Source organism: Flavobacterium collinsii (genome assembly GCF_902804485.1).
GTDB classification, from domain to species: Bacteria; Bacteroidota; Bacteroidia; order Flavobacteriales; family Flavobacteriaceae; genus Flavobacterium; species Flavobacterium collinsii.
Map to the genome: position 1 here is coordinate 124281 of NZ_CADCST010000078.1, position 21765 is coordinate 146045.

23 protein-coding genes and 1 tRNA gene are annotated in these 21765 nt (G+C 35.9%); 9 read left to right on the forward strand and 15 right to left on the reverse strand.

Annotated features, from left to right (window positions below; genetic code table 11):
• Window positions 1-44 precede the first annotated feature (44 nt).
• From recJ to FLA105534_RS10150, 5 genes are all read left to right on the forward strand, one after another.
• Window positions 45-1745, forward strand: coding sequence for a single-stranded-DNA-specific exonuclease RecJ (gene recJ / locus FLA105534_RS10130; RefSeq protein WP_173966006.1), 1701 nt, complete (start codon window positions 45-47; stop codon window positions 1743-1745).
• A complete protein-coding gene (locus FLA105534_RS10135; protein WP_173966007.1) occupies window positions 1735-3015 on the forward strand; it encodes an MFS transporter in 1281 nt (426 codons plus the stop codon). Before recJ ends, FLA105534_RS10135 begins: the two co-directional genes overlap by 11 nt.
• Window positions 3015-3929 carry an alpha/beta hydrolase gene (locus tag FLA105534_RS10140; protein ID WP_173966008.1) on the forward strand — a complete coding sequence of 305 codons (915 nt, stop codon included), beginning with the start codon at window positions 3015-3017 and terminating at the stop codon, window positions 3927-3929. Before FLA105534_RS10135 ends, FLA105534_RS10140 begins: the two co-directional genes overlap by 1 nt.
• A 122-nt stretch (window positions 3930-4051) precedes the next feature.
• Entirely contained in the window at window positions 4052-4408 is a 357-nt protein-coding gene (locus tag FLA105534_RS10145; protein ID WP_173966009.1) for a hypothetical protein, read from the forward strand.
• An 83-nt stretch (window positions 4409-4491) separates the two neighbouring features.
• Entirely contained in the window at window positions 4492-5706 is a 1215-nt protein-coding gene (locus tag FLA105534_RS10150) for a cytochrome c3 family protein (protein ID WP_173966010.1), read from the forward strand.
• Between the two features lie 3 nt (window positions 5707-5709).
• Here FLA105534_RS10150 and FLA105534_RS10155 read toward each other — a convergent pair whose 3' ends face one another.
• The 4 genes from FLA105534_RS10155 to FLA105534_RS10170 form a co-directional block, all read right to left on the reverse strand.
• On the reverse strand, window positions 5710-6450 hold the full coding sequence (locus FLA105534_RS10155) for a UDP-2,3-diacylglucosamine diphosphatase (protein ID WP_173966011.1): 741 nt from the start codon (window positions 6448-6450) through the stop codon (window positions 5710-5712).
• A 92-nt stretch (window positions 6451-6542) separates the two neighbouring features.
• Window positions 6543-6995: a 6-pyruvoyl trahydropterin synthase family protein gene (locus FLA105534_RS10160; RefSeq protein WP_173966012.1), complete on the reverse strand. Its 453-nt coding sequence runs from the start codon at window positions 6993-6995 to the stop codon at window positions 6543-6545.
• 31 nt (window positions 6996-7026) lie between these two features.
• The gene (locus FLA105534_RS10165) at window positions 7027-7203 is read right to left on the reverse strand and encodes a hypothetical protein (RefSeq protein ID WP_173966013.1); all 177 of its coding nucleotides are present in this window, start codon (window positions 7201-7203) and stop codon (window positions 7027-7029) included.
• Between the two features lie 180 nt (window positions 7204-7383).
• Complete coding sequence (locus FLA105534_RS10170; RefSeq protein ID WP_173966014.1) at window positions 7384-8148, reverse strand: enoyl-CoA hydratase/isomerase family protein; 765 nt, start codon at window positions 8146-8148, stop codon at window positions 7384-7386.
• A gap of 107 nt (window positions 8149-8255) precedes the next feature.
• On the opposite strand from FLA105534_RS10170, the gene FLA105534_RS10175 reads away from it, so the two are divergent.
• A tRNA-Ala gene (locus FLA105534_RS10175) sits at window positions 8256-8329 on the forward strand.
• A 58-nt stretch (window positions 8330-8387) separates the two neighbouring features.
• Here FLA105534_RS10175 and FLA105534_RS10180 read toward each other — a convergent pair.
• Complete coding sequence (locus tag FLA105534_RS10180) at window positions 8388-8564, reverse strand: hypothetical protein (protein WP_173966015.1); 177 nt, start codon at window positions 8562-8564, stop codon at window positions 8388-8390.
• Window positions 8565-8838: 274 nt separating this feature from the next.
• On the opposite strand from FLA105534_RS10180, the gene FLA105534_RS10185 reads away from it, so the two are divergent.
• The gene (locus FLA105534_RS10185; protein WP_173966016.1) at window positions 8839-9219 is read left to right on the forward strand and encodes a hypothetical protein; all 381 of its coding nucleotides are present in this window, start codon (window positions 8839-8841) and stop codon (window positions 9217-9219) included.
• Between the two features lie 115 nt (window positions 9220-9334).
• On the opposite strand, the gene FLA105534_RS10190 is transcribed toward FLA105534_RS10185, so the two are convergent.
• The 3 genes from FLA105534_RS10190 to FLA105534_RS10200 are packed head-to-tail and all read right to left on the reverse strand — an operon-like array spanning window position 9335 to window position 12163.
• Window positions 9335-10291, reverse strand: coding sequence for a lipid A deacylase LpxR family protein (locus FLA105534_RS10190; RefSeq protein WP_173966017.1), 957 nt, complete (start codon window positions 10289-10291; stop codon window positions 9335-9337).
• Window positions 10281-11051 carry a monofunctional biosynthetic peptidoglycan transglycosylase gene (gene mtgA / locus FLA105534_RS10195; RefSeq protein WP_173966018.1) on the reverse strand — a complete coding sequence of 257 codons (771 nt, stop codon included), beginning with the start codon at window positions 11049-11051 and terminating at the stop codon, window positions 10281-10283. Before mtgA ends, FLA105534_RS10190 begins: the two co-directional genes overlap by 11 nt.
• Window positions 11051-12163 (reverse strand): NAD(P)/FAD-dependent oxidoreductase, encoded by a 1113-nt coding sequence (locus tag FLA105534_RS10200; protein ID WP_173966039.1) that lies wholly within the window; start codon window positions 12161-12163, stop codon window positions 11051-11053. The genes mtgA and FLA105534_RS10200 overlap by 1 nt, the downstream gene beginning before the upstream one ends.
• Before the next feature lie 321 nt (window positions 12164-12484).
• On the opposite strand from FLA105534_RS10200, the gene FLA105534_RS10205 reads away from it, so the two are divergent.
• Together FLA105534_RS10205 and FLA105534_RS10210 are read left to right on the forward strand one after the other, a co-directional pair.
• Entirely contained in the window at window positions 12485-14386 is a 1902-nt protein-coding gene (locus FLA105534_RS10205) for a S9 family peptidase (protein WP_173966019.1), read from the forward strand.
• Window positions 14387-14563: 177 nt separating this feature from the next.
• A complete protein-coding gene (locus FLA105534_RS10210; RefSeq protein WP_173966020.1) occupies window positions 14564-17005 on the forward strand; it encodes an ATP-binding protein in 2442 nt (813 codons plus the stop codon).
• On the opposite strand, the gene FLA105534_RS10215 is transcribed toward FLA105534_RS10210, so the two are convergent.
• The 7 genes from FLA105534_RS10215 to accC all read right to left on the reverse strand — a co-directional run bounded on the left by FLA105534_RS10215 (window position 17002) and on the right by accC (window position 21750).
• Entirely contained in the window at window positions 17002-18351 is a 1350-nt protein-coding gene (locus tag FLA105534_RS10215) for a sigma-54-dependent transcriptional regulator (protein ID WP_173966021.1), read from the reverse strand. The genes FLA105534_RS10210 and FLA105534_RS10215 overlap by 4 nt on opposite strands.
• A 128-nt stretch (window positions 18352-18479) precedes the next feature.
• Window positions 18480-18776: a hypothetical protein gene (locus FLA105534_RS10220; protein ID WP_173966022.1), complete on the reverse strand. Its 297-nt coding sequence runs from the start codon at window positions 18774-18776 to the stop codon at window positions 18480-18482.
• A 16-nt stretch (window positions 18777-18792) separates the two neighbouring features.
• Complete coding sequence (locus FLA105534_RS10225) at window positions 18793-19089, reverse strand: PepSY-like domain-containing protein (RefSeq protein WP_173966023.1); 297 nt, start codon at window positions 19087-19089, stop codon at window positions 18793-18795.
• Window positions 19090-19118: 29 nt separating this feature from the next.
• Window positions 19119-19409 carry a hypothetical protein gene (locus FLA105534_RS10230; protein ID WP_173966024.1) on the reverse strand — a complete coding sequence of 97 codons (291 nt, stop codon included), beginning with the start codon at window positions 19407-19409 and terminating at the stop codon, window positions 19119-19121.
• 29 nt (window positions 19410-19438) lie between these two features.
• The gene (locus FLA105534_RS10235; RefSeq protein ID WP_173966025.1) at window positions 19439-19735 is read right to left on the reverse strand and encodes a hypothetical protein; all 297 of its coding nucleotides are present in this window, start codon (window positions 19733-19735) and stop codon (window positions 19439-19441) included.
• A gap of 73 nt (window positions 19736-19808) precedes the next feature.
• Window positions 19809-20105 carry a hypothetical protein gene (locus FLA105534_RS10240; protein WP_173966026.1) on the reverse strand — a complete coding sequence of 99 codons (297 nt, stop codon included), beginning with the start codon at window positions 20103-20105 and terminating at the stop codon, window positions 19809-19811.
• Window positions 20106-20400: 295 nt separating this feature from the next.
• Window positions 20401-21750, reverse strand: a complete 1350-nt coding sequence (accC, locus tag FLA105534_RS10245) for an acetyl-CoA carboxylase biotin carboxylase subunit (RefSeq protein ID WP_173966027.1) — start codon at window positions 21748-21750, stop codon at window positions 20401-20403.
• Window positions 21751-21765: the final 15 nt, after the last annotated feature.

Genomic DNA, 21765 nt, shown 5'->3' on the forward strand with positions numbered 1-21765 from the left:
AAATCAGCAATCTAAAATCAGCAATCTAAAATCTAAAATCAACCATGCGTTGGACTTTAAAACCAAAACCTTCTGAAGAAAAAATCAAACATTTGGCGCAAGCTTTAAATGTGGAAGATTTTGTAGCAACGCTTTTGATTCAGCGCGGCATTGAAACTTTTGACGAAGCAAAGGATTTCTTTCGTCCTTCACTAGAAAAACTGCATGATCCGTTCTTAATGAAAGACATGGACAAAGCGGTTTCCAGAATAGAACTGGCCATTAAAAATCAGGAAAACATTTTAGTTTTTGGTGATTATGATGTCGACGGAACAACCGCCGTTTCATTGGTTTCATCCTATTTGAAATCGCATTATCCCAATATTGCAACTTATATCCCTGATCGTTATGATGAAGGTTACGGAATCTCTTTTAAAGGAATTGACTTTGCCGATGACAACGGATTTTCATTAATAATTGCTTTAGACTGCGGAATAAAATCCATCGATCATATCGCTTACGCGAAAGAAAGAAGCATAGATTTTATCATCTGTGACCACCACAGACCTGGGGAATTTCTTCCCGATGCCGTTGCCATTCTAGATCCAAAAAGAAACGACTGCTCCTACCCTTATGATGAATTGTGTGGTTGTGGTGTTGGCTTTAAATTGATTCAGGCTTTAGGAACGAACCGGAACGAAACCATTCAGGATCTTTTACCATACCTCGATTTAGTTGCAACAGCAATTGCTGCCGATATTGTACCCATAACCGGTGAAAACAGAATCCTGGCTTTTTACGGTTTGCAGGTAATCAATTCAGATCCGAGACCCGGAATTAAAGCTTTGGTGCATCAGGTAAAAAAGAAAACTTTAGACATAACCGATGTCGTTTTTATCATTTCTCCTCGAATAAATGCCGCAGGACGAATCAAACATGGTAATCATGCTGTTGAATTACTTACAGAGTTTAATTTTGAACAGGCCCAACAATTTGCATCGGAAATAGAACAATACAATGCAGACCGAAAAGATCTGGATAAAAAAATAACCAAAGAAGCTTTTCAACAAATCTCAGAAAACAACGAACAAGACCGGTTCTCTACCGTTGTTTTTCAGGAAGACTGGCACAAAGGTGTTATCGGAATTGTAGCTTCCAGATTAATCGAGACTTACTATCGTCCGACTTTAGTTTTCACCAAAAGCGGTGACAAATATGCGGCATCCGCAAGATCTGTAAAAGGTTTTGACGTTTACAACGCTCTTGATGCCTGCTCAGAACATTTGGAACAATTTGGAGGTCACATGTACGCTGCCGGAATGACCCTGAAAGCAGAAAACTACCAAACCTTTAAAGAAGCCTTCGAAACACAGGTTTCTTCCACCATCCTTCCGGAAATGCGAACTCCTGAAATAGAAATTGATGCCGAAATAAATTTCAGCGACATCACTCCAAAACTAATCCGCATTTTAAAACAATTTGAGCCTTTTGGCCCTTTAAATATGACGCCCGTTTTTATGACTAAAGACATCAAGGACACGGGCTACGCCAAAACCTTAGGAGCAGAAGAGGAACATTTGAGGCTTTTTGTAAAACAAAATAATTCGGATGGAATTGCTGCAATAGGCTTTGGACTTGGAAAAAAATTAGACATCGCAAAAAATCAAACCCCGTTTCAGCTGGCTTATTCACTCGCTGAAAACGAATGGAACGGAACTGTTTCTAACCAACTTATGCTTAAAGACATCAGAACAAATGAAAACTAAACCAAACAAGCAAGACCCTTACCAGGCGTTGCGCTATAGAGAATTTAATGTATTCCTTATCTTGCGTTTTGCTATGGTTTTTGCCTGGGCAATGCAGTTTATTGTAATCGAATGGGAAGTTTACAGTATCACTAAGAATCCATTATCCCTCGGAATTATTGGTTTAATGGAAGTTATACCGGCTGTTTCAATGGCCTTATTTGCGGGACACATAGTCGATCAGAGAGAGAAAAAAGGCTTATTGGTAAAATGTATTTTAGGCTTCTCCGTAATCAGTTTTGGATTATTTTTAGTTACCTGGCCTAGAGTTGTTGGCGGCTTATCTTCAAATGTAATTTTGTATTCCATCTATGCTTTGGTCTTTTTGGGGGGATTAGTCAGAGCTTTTCTGGGACCTACTATTTTTTCTCTTTTATCACTTATAATTCCTAAAAAAGTATATCCAAATGCTGCAACCTGGAGCAGTTCTGTTTGGCAAATTGGAGCCGTATTAGGCCCTGCAGTTGCGGGTTTTTCGATCAATTGGATTGGAGTTCACTGGTCAATGTGTCTTGTTTTCGGATTCTCTATACTTTCCTTAATTGCATTATCACAAATCAGTAAAAAGCCAATTATAAATCCAAAGATTGGAGAATCAATCAAAGACAGTTTAACAGAAGGTTTAACGTTTGTATTTCGAAACCAAATTGTATTAGGGGCTTTATCTCTGGATATGATCGCGGTACTTTTTGGCGGTGCCGTTGCTTTATTACCAATCTTTGCACAGGATATTCTAAAAGTTGGCTCAGAAGGTTTTGGTATCTTAAGAGCTGCTCCGGCGGTGGGTTCTTTTATAACGATGCTCATTTCTGCCTATGTACCTTTATATAAAAACGCCGGAAAAAAACTTCTAATTGCCATATTTATCTTTGGATTATCTATTATTTTATTTGGCTTCTCTACCTATTTCTGGCTCTCTGTTTTTGCTTTATTTTTAAGCGGACTTGCCGATGGAATTTCAGTAGTAATCCGCCAAACCATTTTACAGCTTAAAACTCCGGATCATATGCGTGGCCGCGTGGGGGCTGTAAACTCAATCTTCGTTGGGTCTTCTAACGAACTAGGAGCCTTTGAAAGTGGCGCAACTGCCAAATTAATGGGAACCGTAACTTCCGTAATTTTTGGAGGCAGTATTACACTCCTAACCGTTTTAGGTTTCGGGCTAATATCCCCTACGTTTAGAAATTTGGACCTTCAAAAAGACATGGACGATCATCAAAATATGGACTAATGAAACATTTGCTATTAACTTTCTTTCTTGTTACATGCTCTTTAGTGAGCGCGCAAAATCTATATATTAAAACATATGGCAACAAAAAGGACAAAACAATAATTTTTATTCATGGCGGCCCAAGCGGAAACGCAACATTGTTTGAAGGCACAACTGCTCAAAAATTAGCTGATTTAGGTTTTTATGTAATTGTCTATGATCGCAGAGGCGAAGGAAGATCTAAAGACACTACCGCGACATTTACTTATGATGAAGCTTTCCGGGATCTAAATAGCATTTATAAAAAATACAATATCAAAAAGGCAACACTTCTTGCCCATAGTTTTGGAGGTTTAGTAGCGACTCTTTACACAGAAAAATATCCTCAAAATGTTAGTGCACTTGTACTCGTCGGGGCTTTATTTTCACAGCAGGAAACATACGATCACATCTTAAACTCCCTAAAGATAAGCCACAAAGGTGATTCTAAAACCCTCAATAAAATAGCTTATGTAGAAAGGCTGAACAAAAATTCTGCCGGATACCGAAAACATTGCTTTGATTTAGCAAGTGATAACGACTATTTTAAAATGCCAAATCCAACCAAAGAATCAAAAAAGTTGTACGCAAATTATGAAAAAGGTGATTTTTTTAAAACCAATATCCGAAACAAAAATGCTCCTCTCCTTTTCTATCAAAATGAAAAGCAAAATAATATCGATACAAGATCATCTCTAAAGAAAATAAAAGCTAAAGGAATTTCTATTTTTGCAATTTACGGAAAAGATGATGGTATCTTTTCAACTACTCAAATCAACTCAATCAAAAACTTAGTAGGAGAAAATCATTTTGACTTACTAAACAATTGCTCCCATTATCTTTTTGTAGATCAGCAAAAATCGTTTCTTTCACATATCAAAAGATGGATTAAGTAAAACTTCAAATTGTAATAAATTTACGTGACTTATAGCCAATTTATTTTTTCGAAATTTTAAGACTTTTTTATTTAGAATTAATATAAATAATATTTATATTTGTTGAAATAAAAGGATCTGTAATGAGAGAAATAGAACAATTATACCACAATAATTTTGGAATTGCCTTTTACTGGAAAAAGGAAAACCAAACTATCACTGACAAAATACAATTGGTTTTTAAAGAAACCGGATTTTACTTCACGGTTCAGGAACTCAATTATTTTTGCGATTTAATTGAGGATAGTATGATTGAAAATGCCTGTTGCGAAGCTTGCGAACTAAAAAACTCTTGTCACAAATTTTTACTTAAAACCCCATACGCTGCAATAGATTTAGCCGTTTCTATCAAAGAACTAAAATCAATCAAAGATTTAGTGGAAGGCTCTTTATTTAGAATTGAGTTAGACGAATATGTTTACGGAGTTGGCTTAAACTAAGAAGTATTCCAAACATTTTAACAACATCTTTTCATTATTTAAATATATTTTGATTGTATTCAAAAAAAAGTATATTTACAACAATGAAAAAAACAGGCATTCTTTTTTCTGTTGTTGCATTACTCTTTTTTATAACGGGTTGCAAGAACGAATCTGACAATTACATCGACCCCAGAGGAACCGATTATGCCGGTTCTGAAAGCTGTATTCAATGCCATAAGGTGCAATACGAAACCGCTTTTCACAGTTCGCATTTTAAAGCAACCTCACCCGCTTCTAAAGAAAACATATTGGGTCATTTTACAAATGGGCATAACACTTTCGTTTATGACAAAAACACTACGTTAGTCATGGAAGAACGAAATGACAGTCTGTACCAGGTACTTTACAAAAACGGAAAAGAAATCGAAGCCTATCCGTTTGATATTCTTTTTGGCACTAAACATGCTCAAACAAGTGCATTCTGGAAAAACCATACTACTTACGAGCTGCCAATATCGTACTACAAATCACTAAACAATTGGGCAACAAGTCCCGGTTATCCTGCTAACGCAGCTAACTTTACCAGAGAAATCCCAAAAGATTGTTATGCATGCCACAGTTCAAATATTGCAGGCAGTTTTGTAACCACAAGTTCGGATCAGGTTAAAGGTATGGCAATGGAAACGGAGCCTTTCCTGAATAAAAAAACTTTGGTCTACGGAATCGACTGCGAACGTTGTCACGGTCCCGCCAAACAACACGTTCAAACCCATTTAGAATTTCCTGATTTAAAAAACAAACCCCAAAGTATTGTTTCTTTTAAAAATCTCACCAGACAACAAAGACTAGATGCCTGTGCACTCTGTCACTCCGGAAATGACAAACTAAAAATGAAATCCCGTTTTCAATTTAAACCCGGAGATAATATTACCGATTATTTCAGAGCCACTCATGCCTCAAATGACAGTATACATTTTGATGTACACGGCAATCAATTAGGTTTACTTGCTCAAAGTAAATGTTTCCAGAAGAGTGCAACTATGGATTGCATGACTTGTCATAATCCGCACGCAGATGCTTCGCAAAATCTTGTGAGTTATTCTAAAATATGCATGAGTTGTCATCAGGATCTAAAACACAACGCAACAACGTTAAAAAACAGTTCTGAGCTCTTATTGGCAGATAATTGTGTAGCATGTCATATGCCAAAACAGATGTCGAATGCCATCACATTCCAGCTTTCAAAAAGTAAACAGAAGTCAAATTACGTTTTGAGAACACACAAAATCGGAATTTATCCAGGTAATAAAAAATAGCTGCTATTCGAACTTTTTAAGCTCAAAGGTCTCTCCATCAAAAACTCCGTAGGTAAAATAACCAATCCAGTCGCCCAAATTAGCATATTTGGAGTCTTCTCCAACCGGAATAACCATCGGTAAATGGCGATGGCCAAAAATAAAATAATTGTAGTGTTTGGTCTCCAGTTTGCGTTTAGCATACAAAACCAACCATTCATTTTCTTCTCCCAGAAATTTCACATCTTCATCACCCGAAATCAATTTGTTTTTGACTGATAAATACTGCGCCAAGCTTACGCCAACATCAGGATGAAGCCATCTAAACAGCCATTTTGAAAAAGGATTTGTAAATACCTTTTTCATTCGTTTGTACCCCTTATCACCAGGCCCTTTTCCGTCACCGTGACCAATTAAAAATGTTTTTCCGTTAAAAGTAAATTCCTTATTGTCATGATACACCGAAATATTCAATTCGGTTTCAAAATAATCATTCATCCATAAATCATGATTACCCACGAAAAAATAAATAGGAACACCGCTATCCCGAATTTCCGCCAATTTCCCTAAAATACGAACAAAACCTTTTGGAACAACCGTTTTATATTCAAACCAAAAATCAAACAAATCCCCCAATAAAAAAATAGCTTCGGCATCACCTTTCACCTCGTCCAGCCATGCAACAAATTTCTTTTCACGCGGTAAACTCAACTCTGCAGTTGGAGCCCCAAAATGCTGATCAGAAGCGAAATATACTTTTTTCATTTAGTTTTTTTGTGAGATGTGAGATGTGATTTGTGAGATGCCAAATGTAAAATGTGAAACGTCTAACTTTTTACATCTCACAATTTACTTTTTTACAAATTATCGGAAGCATACCACTCTGCAAACGACGATTCTGTTTCCTGAAGTTTTAAAGAGAAAAGAGAAATTTCTTTAGGCAAACGTGCCGTGATTCTATCGGCAAAGTCTACGACCATATTCTCGCTAGTTGGTTGGTAATCCACTAAAATAACATGATGACCACGATTTTTTAGTTCATTTGCCAATTCGATATGTGGTGTTGTTTCATTAAAAACCGTAGCATGATCAAACTGATCGACGATTTCTTCTTTTACAATTTTCTTTAGATCCGAAAAATCAATCACCATCCCGAATTTCACATTCGATCGGTCTGTAATTGGCGAACCAATAACCGTTACCGATAATTTATAACTGTGTCCGTGAACGTTCTTGCATTTTCCGTCGTAACCGTATAAAGCATGTCCGGTTTCGAAACTAAATTGTTTTGTAATTCTGATATTACTCATCGATTTGAATTTTAGGTTGCAAATTTACAAATTAATAACCGTTCTCGCCTCTTTTTTTGGCTCTGTTATACATCCAATATGCAATTCCGATTAAAACAACGAAAGGAATAAAGGATCCAATCACCACTCCAATCTGATAACTGCTATCCGGAGCAGTCTTAATTTTCTCTGCAACATCTACTTGTTGCAACAACGAAATAATTCTCATCTTGATTTATTGTTTATGTTCAACCGTAAAAAAACACTTCAAAACCTAAAAAGATTACTCTCAATCTGTAGTTCAAAATTTTTTAACAGCTTCCAAATTTACATTCCTCTATCACCGCAGCCAATGACAAATATCATAATTTGAATCCACATAAAGAACCTAATACTATTGAGGTTTCTCCTATTTCTTAAACTGCTCCAAAGCTTTTCTGCTAAAATCAGATAAAACCAATTTCCCTGTTATTCCTGCACGCTCGATAAGCAATGATTCCCAATGTTCCGTTCCTTCCCAAATAATTTTCTTCATTTCGTACAAAGCATCTGGATTATAAGAACTTAATTGTTGCGCAAAATTTACCACTGCGGTATTTAAATCTTCCGCATTATGAATTTCCGTAAACAATTTGTTCTCTAATGCCCATGTTGCCGATTTCCATTCGTGTGCTGCCAAAGTCATTTCGGTCATTGCTGCTTTTCCAATCTTACGCGAAACGGCGGGTTCAATTACAAAAGGACCAATTCCGATTGCCAACTCCGACAATTTAACCGCACTTTCAGGAGTTGCTAAGACATAATCACAGGCAGAAATAATTCCGACACCACCACCAACTGCTTTCCCCTGAACGCGTGCTACAATAATTTTAGAACAATTTCGCATCGCATTTAACAAATGAGCAAACCCAGAGAAAAAGTGTGTCCCCTCCTTCTCATTTTTTACTGCTAACAGCTCATCAAAAGAGGCGCCGGAGCAAAAAACTTTAGCCCCTAAACTTTTCAAAACAATAACCGAAACTGTTTCGTTCTCACTTAAAGCATTAATTTCGGAAGTTAAACGATCTAATAATTGTCTTGGAAAAGAATTGCTGGCCGGATGTCCAAATTCAACCGTTGCAACAGCATTATGAAAAGTAGTTTGTAAAGAACCGTCTTGTTTTTCTGCACTCATAAAAAATAAATTTGATCGTAAAGTTACACTTTTGAAAAATATTTTCGGTTGAAGTGATTTGAAATTTGCTTTTTGAAAATTAATTGACTTAATTTGCTCTCGCTTTTGGGGGATTAGCTCATTTGGCTAGAGTGCTTGCCTGGCAGGCAAGAGGTGACCGGTTCGAATCCGGTATTCTCCACAAAAAAACCGTATTTCTTTATTGGAATACGGTTTTTCTAATTTAAGAAAGAAATCTCTCAGCGTTCATTCGCAGAATCTTCGGCATCTACTCTTTCTTTCTCCGCTTTCTTAAAATCGTTATTTAATAAGTCTGTCAGTTTCTTTTTCTCTTTCTGATTTTTCTTGATTGTAAATACGATCACGACTATTACGGCGGCTGCTACAATTCCTATTACTACCCAATTGATTTCCATAACTTTAATTTTGAGTTAAAAATAAAGATTTAGATTTTTTGCAACATTACCAAAAGGTTAAACCTTAACCTTATAAAATGCGGAGAGGAGAATTTTGCTGACAAAGAACAATCCCTCTTCCCTAATATTATATTGTTTATCAAAAAGATTGTAGTCTGGTACTTTACTAGAAATGGAAGTTATACCTATAAATAAAAGTTAAATGTATCAGAAGAAGAGAGTCCGGAATTGTTTTTGTTAGGTTTAGGCAATACCACTTTTAAGCACCAAAAAAATGAGAAATTTAATTTTACTACTGAGCCTTATTTTTATTACTTCTTGTTCGTCAAGTGACGAAGATACACAGGGAGTTTTTCATTCTCCTTCCTGGATACAGGGGACCTGGAAAGATAATACAACCGGAGCTACTTTAACTTTCACAAAAAATGATATCAAATATAATTTGAACGGAAGTACCTATTCTTTCAGTAAAAATCAGATTAAAACATCAACAAATCGAATATTTCCACAGCAAATAGCGAAAACCGATGATCTATATATTGTAGATTTTGGTCAGGGTCTTGAGGGCTCTTTAATCAGATTTAACTTTTTGAAAAAAACGGATAATACAATAGAGTCAAAAGGGCATTTACCCGGCAACTATATCCGGCAATAAATCCAGATAAGGCAAGTAAACAACACAAAATGCACCACCTAATAACAATAGTACAAGGACAAAACTTTGCGCCTTAGCGTCTTTGCGAACCAAAAACATCCGCAACTCAAAAAAACTAATTCAACAAATACCCAAATCGAATCGACCCGTAAAAATATCCCGAATTGGTATTGGTATCCGGATCTTTTAATTCTCTGCCTCGGTACATAAACGAATACGACATATTGAAGTTATTGTGGCGTAATTTTATACCCGCCTCAGCATTGAAACGAAGTGGTTCCAAATCAAATGTCAACGGACTGGTATTGCTAAACATACTGCCTTCGATTGTAGCATCATAAAACTGGTAATTGACACTTGGCATCGCATAGAAATAAAATTCGCGAACATCATATTGCGGTACATCGCTTACAGAAGCGTCATGCATATTAGAATCATAAATTGGAAGTAATTTTTTGAAACCAATTCTAGTCAGCAATCCTGTTGAAACACCTGTAAAAATAGTCCCTACATTTGCTTCCGACTGAAAGTGAAGATCGATAAAATTATTGTGCTTCGAAAGAAATAATTTCTTCGAATACATTACATGCGCCTGAATAGCGAATGTGTTGTGCAGCTGGTTTTCCCAACCATACACCGTTTTGTACCCAATAAGATGATGGAAACTTTCCTGAGTTTCTCTTCCCATGGCATTAGGCCCCATAAAACCGAGCTGAAAATCTGTTTTTAAAACCGATTCGCTTTTATAGAAAAAACTTCGCCCTGCTTCAGCAAAAAGATAACCGGTAAAAGGGCGATCATTAATGGTTACCGCCGCCTCGTTTATAAATCTCGGATTATAAATATACTGTCCAATACGAAACTCGGTAATTTTTTTACTTATTTTTTCGTTGTTGTTTTTCGATAAAAAACGATAGAAAAGCTCAATTCCATTGGTGTAATACATATCGTTTTTAGACGAAGTGTATAAATCGTTATCTGTAATTAACCCAATTTCTGTGGTTTTTGTCTGTCCAAAAGTCAAAGCTGTTATCAACAACCCGTATAAAAAAAAGGCTTTTTTAGTTCGCATTGTAATTTATTTTCCCAACCGAACGCATTTCACGAACAATTCGTTCTTTTCTTCGGTTGATATAACTGGAAGATCCTGTTGCTTTAAACTTTCTTGGATTTGGCAATATTGCTGCAATTCCTGCAGCCTGCATAGGCGTTAGACTCGAAGCGTCGCGACGGTACCAATGCTCGGTAGCAGCATAAGCTCCGTAGACTCCATCCCCCATTTCGATGCTGTTCAGGTACACTTCCATAATACGTTCCTTACCCCAGATCAATTCAATCAAAACGGTAAAATAAGCTTCCAGTCCTTTACGCAGATAACTTTTGCCCTGCCATAAAAATACATTCTTGGCAGTTTGCTGTGAGATGGTACTTCCTCCACGAATTCTGCGTCCGCGTTCATTACTTTTATAGGCTTTTTGCAGTGCTTTGAAATCAAAACCATTATGCTTTAAAAACGTTCCGTCTTCACTGGCTATCACTGCTTTTTGCAGATTCATTGAGATCTTATCGATCGGCTCCCAGTCATGATCAAAATAAACTTCTTTACCTGCCATTTTGTTCTCGATCGCACGAATGATCATTAATGGCGTAAAAGGCACGGGCACATATTTAAAAAATACCACTGAGGCAATTGAGATTCCGAAGAACCATAAAAATAATTTGATGAAAAACCATTTTACTTTTTCACCAAAAGTTCGATTGCCTTTTTTAGCTCCCGGCTTTGGTTTAGTTGTGTTTGTTTTTTTTGGTAACGGTTTTTTGGTTGCTGCCATTATATTAAATCTGCTAATTCTGTTCCTATTAAGCTTCCAATTGCTACTCCCATTCCGCCTAATCGAACGCCACAAAACACGTTTTCAGACAATTGAGTAACAACAGGGTTTTTACTATTTCCAATTCCCATGATTCCGCTCCAACGATGGGCTATCTGGAAATCCTGATTCGGTAAAATTACATTTTTAAGTAAATCTTCCAATTTATTTTGTACAATTTTAGTTTGGCCAAATTCTGTTGTTGTTTCGGTTTCAAAATCGAGATTTCGTCCTCCTCCCAGCAGAATCCGGTCACCAATATTTCTGAAATAATAATACCCGCGATCCAGATGAAAAGTACCTTTTATTCCTAAGTTTGCAATGGGTTCCGTAATTAAAACTTGTGCTCTGGCAGGTTTTACCGCACCTTTTGTTAGCTTATTTGCAAAACCGTTGGTTGCAAAAAGTACTTTTTGGGATTTAAAACTAAAATTCTCCAGTACAACTTCAACCTGATTTCCCAAATCAGAATAAGCGGTAAGAGTTTGCTGGTTTAAGATCAATATATTCTCAGAAACAGCTTGTCGCAACAGTTCCTGCATCATATTTCCGGTATCTATTTGTGCTTCAAACGGATTAAAAATTAAATCGTTCTGAATATTCCCAAACCCAAACCGATCCGTTTCTTTAGTAAAAACATCAGCTTTGAAAAGTGGCTTTAAAATTTCGTTGACAAAAGACAGTCTCGAAATACAGGCTTCAAAATTAAGATCATCCTCTTTTAAAAACAGTTCATATCCCCCATAAGGCTTAAAGTCTATTGCGGCATCACCGAGTCTTTTCCGCAGTAACTGCAGACCTTTCCATCTTTTTTCGATAAGCTGAATCACCTCTTCTTCTGAATGTGTTTTGAGATCTTCCATAATTTCGGAGAGACTTCCAAAACAGGCAAAACCGGCATTTTTGGTACTTGCGCCCTGAGGCAGCATTCCTTTTTCTAATATCAGAATTTTAGCTGTCGGAAACCTTTCGCGTAAGCGTAATGCAGCATGTAAGCCTACAATTCCACTTCCAACAATAGTATAATCAACATTTGTAAACCAATTTTTAAGCTCCCAATAACTTAGTTCCATCATTAATAATAAATTTCAATTAGTTAAAATCCAAATTCCAATTTAGGAAATAAATTTAAGATAGAAATTTATATTTTTAAAATTCCAACTCGTTAAATTCCAAACTACAAGAGCTGTTATAAAGTTTTTTTTTGCCACGAATTCACGAATTTTTATTCTTAAAGATTATCAAAAAATAATTTGTGAATTCGTAGCCTATAAAATCAACTCCAAAGTTTAAAACTCAACACCATAAACTTTAACAATTTTTGGAATTTGGAATTTAGCTAATTTGGAATTTAATTGTTGTATTTTTAGCCCACGAAAAATTAGAATTTTATTATGAAAAAAGTATTATTTACAACCTTAATAATGATGAGTTTAAACGCTATCGGACAGAATGTAATGTCTCCGGAATTGTTATGGAAATTAGGACGAGTAAGCGCACTTGGACTTTCGAAAGATGCAAAAAATGTTGTTTTTAAGGTTTCGACACCTTCTATTGAAGAAAACAAATCGTCTTCAAAATTTTACATCATTCCTGTAAATGGTGGAAATGCTACCGAAATCAAAGACACCAAAGAAGTCTTGGCCGACAAAAACGTTTCGCCTGACGGAAAATTTTTAGTGTACAACGAGGAGGTAAAATTAGAAAAAGTTTTAGGTAAAGATTTTTATCCAAAACTGGATAAATCAGATGCTCAGATTTATGACGGATTGGACTATCGTCATTGGGATACCTGGAATGAAGGCAAATTCAACCACGTTTTTTACAAAGAAAACAAAGAAGGTGCAGCCGGAATTGACATCCTGAAAGGTGAAAACTTTGATTCTCCGCAAAAACCTTTTGGTGGTGACGAAGATTACATCTGGTCTCCTGACGGAAAAAGCATCTTATATGTATGCAAGAAAAAAGCAGGAACTCAATATGCAATTTCTACTAATACGGATATTTACGAATACAACTTAGAGACTCAGAAAACGATAAACAGAACCGAAGGTAATTTAGGTTATGATACAGCTCCACAGTTTTCTCCAACAGGAAATCTAACGTGGCTGCAAATGAAACGTGACGGTTACGAAGCCGATAAAAACGATCTTATTGTTGAATTTAAAGGTATCAAAACAAACCTTACAGCAAACTGGGATGGGACTGTAGACAATTTCATCTGGAGTAAAGACGGTAAAACCGTGTTTTTCGTAGCTCCGGTTGATGGTACAAAACAGCTTTTTTCTGTTAATTTCCCGGGATTAACCAAAATTGCAATTCAGGTTCGTCAATTGACTAATGGAGATTTTGATGTGAATGACTTAGTAGGTTTTGCAGGTGATGATATCATCGTAACCAGAAACGATATGAATCACGCTCCGGAAATTTATTCTTTTAACCTAAAGAAAAATACATGGAAACAAATCTCAAATGTAAATACAGAAACTTACAAAACATTAGCACTTAGCAAAACAGAAAAACGTTATGTAACTACTACAGATGGTAAAAAAATGTTGGTTTGGGTAATTTTACCTCCAAATTTTGATGCTACGAAAAAATACCCAACTTTATTGTTCTGCCAGGGAGGGCCTCAAAGCGCCTTGACACAATCGTATTCTTTCCGTTGGAATTTCTCCTTAATGGCAGCAAAAGGTTATGTGGTGGTTGCACCAAACCGTCGCGGAATGCCGGGTCATGGTGTTGAATGGAACGAGCAGATTAGTAAAGATTGGGGTGGACAGGTTATGGATGACTACCTTTCGGCAATCGATGATGTCTCTAAAGAAAATTATGTAGACAAATCCCGTTTAGGATGTGTAGGCGCAAGCTACGGAGGATATTCTGTGTTTTATTTAGCAGGAATCCACAAAAACCGTTTCAAAACTTTTATCGCTCACGACGGTGTTTTCAATACCGTAAGTATGTTAGGAACTACCGAAGAGGTTTTCTTTAACAACTGGGATTTTGGCGGCCCTTATTGGGAGAAAGACAATGCTGCAGCTCAAAAATCTTATACTGTCTTTAACCCTGCAACTTTGGTTCAAAACTGGAACAAACCTATTTTAATTTTCCAGGGTGGAAAAGATTTCCGTGTGCCAATCGGACAAGGACAAGAAGCTTTTCAGGCCGCTCAATTAAGAGGGATCAAAAGTAGATTTGTGTATTTCCCTGATGAAAATCACTGGGTTTTACATCCACAAAATGCTCAGGTTTGGCAAGGTGAATTTTTTAAATGGCTGAACGAGACACTTTAAATTGAAATACTTAAAATAAAAAAATAGCCGCAGGTGATAAAATCTGCGGCTATTTTGTTTTTCAAATCTTTTAATTATATAAAAACATTAGCATTATTTTATATTTATAAAACCGAAATTTTAAATAAATTGCGGTTGTTTCCCCAATAAACTTCCTAAAACTTATAACATTACCAAATGGAGAGTAAAAAAAGTTACATGCCGATAAAAGTACTCTTCAGTTATATTGCTTTACTGGGATTGGTTGTTACCGTGGGATGGTTCTTGTATGCTGAAAATGTGGTTTACAACAAACTGGAAAATAAAATTGCTTTTGAAAAAACCAAGATCCTAAAAGTAAGCAAGCTGTTTTCGAATGTTTACAAAACCGAAAGTTTAGCAAGGAAAACTATTCAAACCAATTCGGAGGAAGATTTCAAAAGCTACCTTACCGAAACCGACTCTTTGAAGTCCAGAATCGATACCTTAAAACAGATCGTTACTACACAATATCAAAAAACACTATTAGATAGCGTTACCTATTTATTGTCAGAAAAGACAAAAAACATCAGACAATTAAAAACCATAAAAAATAAAGCCGACGATGAAGTTTCAGTTAATACGGCAATCGATGAAATTACCAAAATGGAGTTTAAACTCCGAAAATTAGAACTTCAGGATTTCAATAAAAACCCAAATCAGTTAGGCAGTTACCAACGAAATGTACTTCAAAAATACGTGGATTATCTCAATCAGAATATTCCCGATGATAGTACCAACACCTTAAGCAAACAAGCCTCGGATTCCATTCTTGCCAATTCGAAAAAACTGCTAAGCAATGTAAAACTGAAAGCCGAAAAGAAAAAAGAATCGCTGAATTTCGAAGAAAATAAGTTATTAAAGAATGAAATTGCCATTTCAGATCAGCTCCGAAAAGTACTTCGGATTATCGAAAGGGAAATCATCATCAATTCGATAAAAAACAACTCTTTAAAAGAAAAGTCACTTAAAAAAGTGAATGAAATTGTAACAGCTTCAGCCATTATTGGTTTGGTCTTGACTCTGTTTTTCTCGATTTTAATTGTAAGCGATTATTCTAAATCGCAGGTTTATAAAAAGAAGCTGGAGATTGCGAATTTTAAAACAAAAAACTTGCTGAAAAGCCGTGAACAACTTATTTCTACGGTGAGTCACGATTTAAAGACACCTTTGAGTACGATCGTAGGATATTCGGAACTTCTGGGGAATTCTGACGTGAACACCAAGCAGTCTTATTTCATCAAAAACATTAAAAATTCTTCTGAATACATTACGCAACTGGTTCAGGACTTATTGGATTTTTCTCAGATTGAAGCCGGAAAAATTACGATTGAAAAAGTACCATTTCTATTACCGGAAATAATAGATGAAGTCGCCAAAAGTATCCAAACCGTATACAAGCAGAAAAACATCGATCTTATTATCAATATCGACGACAAACTAAATAGCCGTATTGTAGGTGATCCTTTCAGGTTAAAGCAAATTTTAAGTAATATTATCGGAAATGCTTATAAATTCACCGAAGAAGGTTTTATAAAAATCAGTGTATACGTTACAGAAAATAATGACTTTTTTATTGTTTCAATTCAGGATTCAGGAATTGGCATCGAAAAGGGAAATCAGAAATTAGTTTTTGAAGAATTTGCACAAGCAAATGAAAATATCGAAAAAAAATATGGCGGAACCGGTTTAGGATTATCCATCTGTCAGAAAATAATTTCGATTTTGGGCGGAACCTTAAACCTTGAAAGCACTTTTGGAAAAGGAAGTACTTTTCAAATTCAGCTTCCTTTATTATTCGATGCCAGTCAAAACACGGTTATCGACGAAAAACAACCCATTATCCTGGACACCCAAAAACAGACGTTTATTGTTCTTGACGACGACATCAATCTTCTGAACTTAACGAGTGGTGTTTTAAGACAGGAAAAACACCAGGTGTTTTCTTTTAACAGCGCCCAAAAAGCTTTAGAAGCAATTGAGAGCACCCCTTTCGATTTTATCATCACCGACATACAAATGCCAGAGATGGACGGTTTTATGTTCTTGGAAAAACTAAAAAATAGCGGTTACCCGACTTTTAAAAACCAACCTGTAATTGCTTTAACCGGAAGAACTGATCTGGATGCTACGATTTACACCGAAGCTGGTTTTACTACGGTAATTCAAAAACCATATTCACCTAAAATACTACTGGAGACGATTCATCTTATTCTGGAACACGACACATTACCAAATGCAGATATCAACAAGAGCGAAGAGACTATTACTTCAGAATTGTATGCTCTTGACACCCTAAAAGAGTTTTTAGGCAATGATGAAGAAGCACTCAAAGAAATTCTCAAAGCGTTTATCGAAAATAGTTCTCAAAATCTGAACGCTTTAGAAAATGCTATTGAAGAAAAAAATACGGACGAAATTAACTCGATTGCACATCGAATGGCTCCTATGTTCAAACAAATTCAAACACGCGAAATAGGCGAAATTTTAAGGGTTCTGGAAAGCAAGAATCTTGACATTTCGGAGGCAAAAGGCATTTTTAATACTTTGAAATCAAAAACAGATCTGCTTTTTAATGCCTTACGTCAGGAAATAGTTTAATCGATGTTATAGTGCTTTAATTTATTATAAAGCGTTTTTCTCGTAATTTTAAGCAATTTAGCCGCCTCAGATTTATTATTCTGTGCTTTTGACAGTGCCTGAATGATGGCTTCTTTTTCATTTTCAGATAACGAAAAACTCCCTCCTGAGTTCGCCTCTTTCTGTATTTGGAAAAACTCTACAGGCAACACATCACTTTCGATAAATTCACCTTTAGACAGCAATGTCGAACGTTTGACACAATTTTGTAATTCGCGTAAATTTCCGGGCCAATTGTAATTCTGAAAAATGGCAACGACTTCCGGCGAAAAACCAATAACCTCTTTATTCAGCTGTTGATTTGCTTTTTCCAGAAAATAATCAGCAAATACCATCAAATCTTCGTCTCTCTCTTTTAAAGATGGGGACAATATCGAAAACTCGTTGATTCTATGGTATAAATCTTCTCTAAAATCGCCGTTTTTTACCGCTTCTCGCAAATCTTCGTTTGTAGCAGTAATAATGCGTATATCGACGTTTATTTCTTTATTACTTCCAACGGGCTTAATTTTTCGTTCCTGAAGCGCACGCAACAATTGAATTTGGTTTTCATAAGACAGATTCCCTATTTCATCCAGAAAAAGAGTTCCGCCATTGGCCGCTTCAAAATAACCCATTTTATCGCTGATTGCTCCGGTAAAAGATCCTTTTAAATGTCCGAAAAATTCACTTGCCGCCAGTTCTTTTGGTATGGCTCCGCAATCGACCGCAATAAAATTATTGTTTTTTCTCAAACTTTGCTGGTGAATACTTTTAGCAATGATTTCTTTTCCTGTTCCGCTTTCTCCTATAATTAAAACCGACATATCTGTTGGGCTTACCAATTGAATATGATCCAGCAGTTTTTTTGAAGCGACAGAAATTCCTTTTACAAATTCGTTTTCACTAGAAATTTGTTTTTTCACTGCTTTCTTCTCCTTCACAGGAACTTCTTCTGTTTCGGTTTCCGAAGTTTTTAAAGCATTTGTAATCACCAATAAAACTTCATCGGGATTGAAGGGTTTTGAAATATAATCGGCTGCGCCATTTTTTATGGCTTTAACAGCGGTATTAACATCAGAATAGCCTGTCATTAAAATTACAGGAATTTGAGGATAAGTAGTTTTGATTTCTGACATTAGTCCAATACCATCAGAATCAGGCAAACGAAGGTCTGTTAAAATCAAATCGAAAGATTCTTTTTTGATCGCAATTCTGGCTTCGGCAGCCGAAAAAGCAATAGTTACATCGTACGCTTTTTTGATTAGAAATTTTTCTAATAATTTACAGAACGAAATATCATCTTCTATCAGTAATATCTTTGGCATTTGCTTTTGAGGACTTTTTTGCTAAAATAATACTAATAAAATTGTCTTTTCACAAAATTATGTAAAAAAAAAGAGATTGCTTATCGCAATCTCTTTTTCACCAAAAACATAAATCTAAATTCACCTAATTATATCTTCAACCAGTTGCCATTGACATCTGAAAAAACAGTAGCCTTTTGGTCACCAACTGATATCTCAAGTTTGTATTCTTTTTTCTCGTTTACTGCTGCCTTCACCAGTTTAGCACCCGGATAAGCGGTTTGCAATGCTGTTTTTACAGCGGCAGGTACAGCATCTGCACTAACTTCTGTATATTCTGTCTGAACAGAAACAGTTATTTTTTCTAATTTTGGAGTGGTCACTTTATAAGCATAAATTGACATACTACCTAAAACTATTGCTGCTGATAAGATTAACTTTTTCATAGTGCTTTCTTTTTAATTATTTTTTAAGGATGTTCCCGGAAGCATCTGTAAATACAGTGTACTTTTTATCTCCGGTTGAGATCTCCAGTTTGTACTCGTCTTTTTCGTTTTTATACGCTTTTTCAAGTTTCGTATTTGGAAAAGATTTTTCGATTGTTGATTTTACTGCTGCAGGAACTGCATCTACACCAATCTCTTTGTATTCATCCTGAACAATTACAGATTGAACACCTAATGTTTGCATTACCGGACTTGCTGCCTGAACTGACAAACCTCCCAGAACAATTGCTGCTGATAAGATTAACTTTTTCATAATAAATGGTTTTTATGGGTTACTAATAGTTATTTTTTAAGAATGTTTCCCGAAGCATCTGTATAAACTACAGATTTTTCACCTCTAACGGTTATTTCTATTTTATACTCTTTCTTTGCATTTACATAGGCCTTATCCAGTTTCACACCCGGATAAGCATTGTCTAAAGCAGTTTTAATTGCAGCCGGAACTGCATCAACTTCTTTATATTCGTCCTGAACGCTTGCAGTTTGTACTATTGAACTTTTCGCAGTTACATTTCCTGCCTGCATTGACAAACCACCTAATAAGATAGCCGCCGATAAGATTAACTTTTTCATAATGATCCTTTTTTATGGTTCTTTATTAATTATTTTTTGATCCAGCTTCCGCCTGCATTTGCATAAAGAGAGCCTACTTTGTCACCTACAGTAACATCAAGTTTATACTCTGTTTTTGCGTTTTTGTATGCTTTTGAAAGTATTGCATCCGGATACGCTTTTTTAAGAGCTTCAATTACAGCAGCAGGAACTTCTTCTACTTTAATTTCAGTGTACTCATCCTGGATAACTACTGTTTTTACGATTGTATTTGATATTGGTGAAGTTGAAGCAAATGATGTTAAACCTCCCAAAACGATTGCGGCTGATAGAAATAAATTTTTCATAGTGTGTATATTTTAGTACTCTTAATTTTATTTTGGTATTCTTAACTCGAATAAACATAAGAGCTTTTTTAAATTATTTTTTGATCCAGGTTCCATCTGCATTAGCAAAAAGATTACCTACCTTCTCTCCTACTGTAACGTCTAGTTTGTACTCTGATTTTTCGTTTTTATACGCTTTTGTAACTACTGCACTTGGATATGCTTTTTTCAAAGCCTCTGTAATCGGAGCAGGTAATTCTTCTAATTTGATTTCTGTATATTCGTCTGCAACAGAAACCGTCTTAACGATAGTGCTTGCTATTGGAGCGTTTGATGCGAATGATGTTAAACCTCCTAAAACAATTGCGGCTGATAGAAATAAATTTTTCATAATGTGTATATTTTAAATTATTAATAGTTGTTTACGCTTTAGATAATGAAATTATTATGCCGTAACGAAAACGTTGTATCTACATTCGCTTAAATCCTTATTTTTAAAGGGATTAAACCATTTGTGCCAGAATTTCAGATTTACAAAAAGTGTGTAACTCGGGCAAAACATGTATAAAAAATACACACCAGAAGTGTTTACTTCACTAAAAAACAAGCCCGATAGATTCTTAAAACCTATCGGGCTTACCATTTGGTAAAATAAAAAAGGCCGTCGAAATCGACAGCCTTCAGTTTTATTCCTCTATAGGTTTCATTTTAAATGTATCCATAAAAGCAGTAGTATAATCTCCTGCAATATATCTTGGGTCATCCATTAATTGTCTATGGAATGGTATTGTGGTTTTGATTCCTTCGATAACAAATTCATCCAAAGCTCTTCGCATTTTGCTTATTGCTTCTTCACGAGATTGTGCAGTTGTAATTAACTTAGCAATCATCGAATCATAGTTTGGCGGAATTGTATATCCAGAATAAACGTGAGTATCTAAACGTACTCCGTGTCCTCCTGGCATGTGAAGTGTAGTAATTTTCCCTGGTGAAGGACGAAAATCATTATAAGGATCTTCGGCATTAATACGACATTCGATAGCATGTAATTCCGGTAAGTAGTTTTTTCCTGAAATTGGAATTCCTGCCGCTACCATAATTTGCTCACGAATTAAATCGTAGTCAATTACTTGTTCTGTAATTGGGTGCTCTACCTGAATACGGGTATTCATTTCCATGAAATAGAAGTTTCTGTGTTTATCCACTAAAAACTCTACTGTTCCAGCTCCTTCGTACTTAATGAATTCTGCCGCTTTTACAGCAGCTTCTCCCATTGCTGTACGCAATTCGTCTGTCATGAATGGTGAAGGTGTTTCTTCGGTTAGTTTTTGGTGACGACGTTGTACCGAACAGTCTCTTTCAGAAAGGTGACATGCTTTTCCGTATGAATCTCCAACAACCTGAATTTCGATATGACGTGGCTCTTCGATAAGTTTCTCCATGTACATTCCGTCATTCCCAAATGCAGCAGCAGCTTCCTGACGTGCACTTTCCCATGCTTTCAATAATTCATCTTCTTTCCATACAGCACGCATTCCTTTTCCACCACCACCAGCAGTAGCCTTAAGCATTACCGGGTAACCAAATTCTTTAGCTAACTTTTGTGTTTGTTCGAAAGATTCTAATAATCCGTCAGAACCTGGTACACATGGAACTCCTGCAGCTTTCATTGTCGCTTTAGCAGAAGCTTTATCTCCCATTCTATCAATCATTTCAGGAGCTGCACCAATAAATTTGATTCCGTGTTCCTGACAAATTTTTGAGAATTTAGCATTCTCAGAAAGAAAACCATATCCTGGATGTATTGCGTCTGCGTTAGTAATTTCGGCAGCAGCAATAATATTTGACATTTTCAAATACGATAAGTTACTTGGAGGGGGACCAATACAAACCGCTTCATCAGCAAACTTAACATGTAAACTTTCTGCATCGGCTGTAGAGTAAACTGCTACAGTTTTGATTCCCATTTCTTTACATGTACGAATTACACGAAGTGCAATTTCTCCTCTATTTGCAATTAATATTTTTTTAAACATCTTATTTTAATTAGA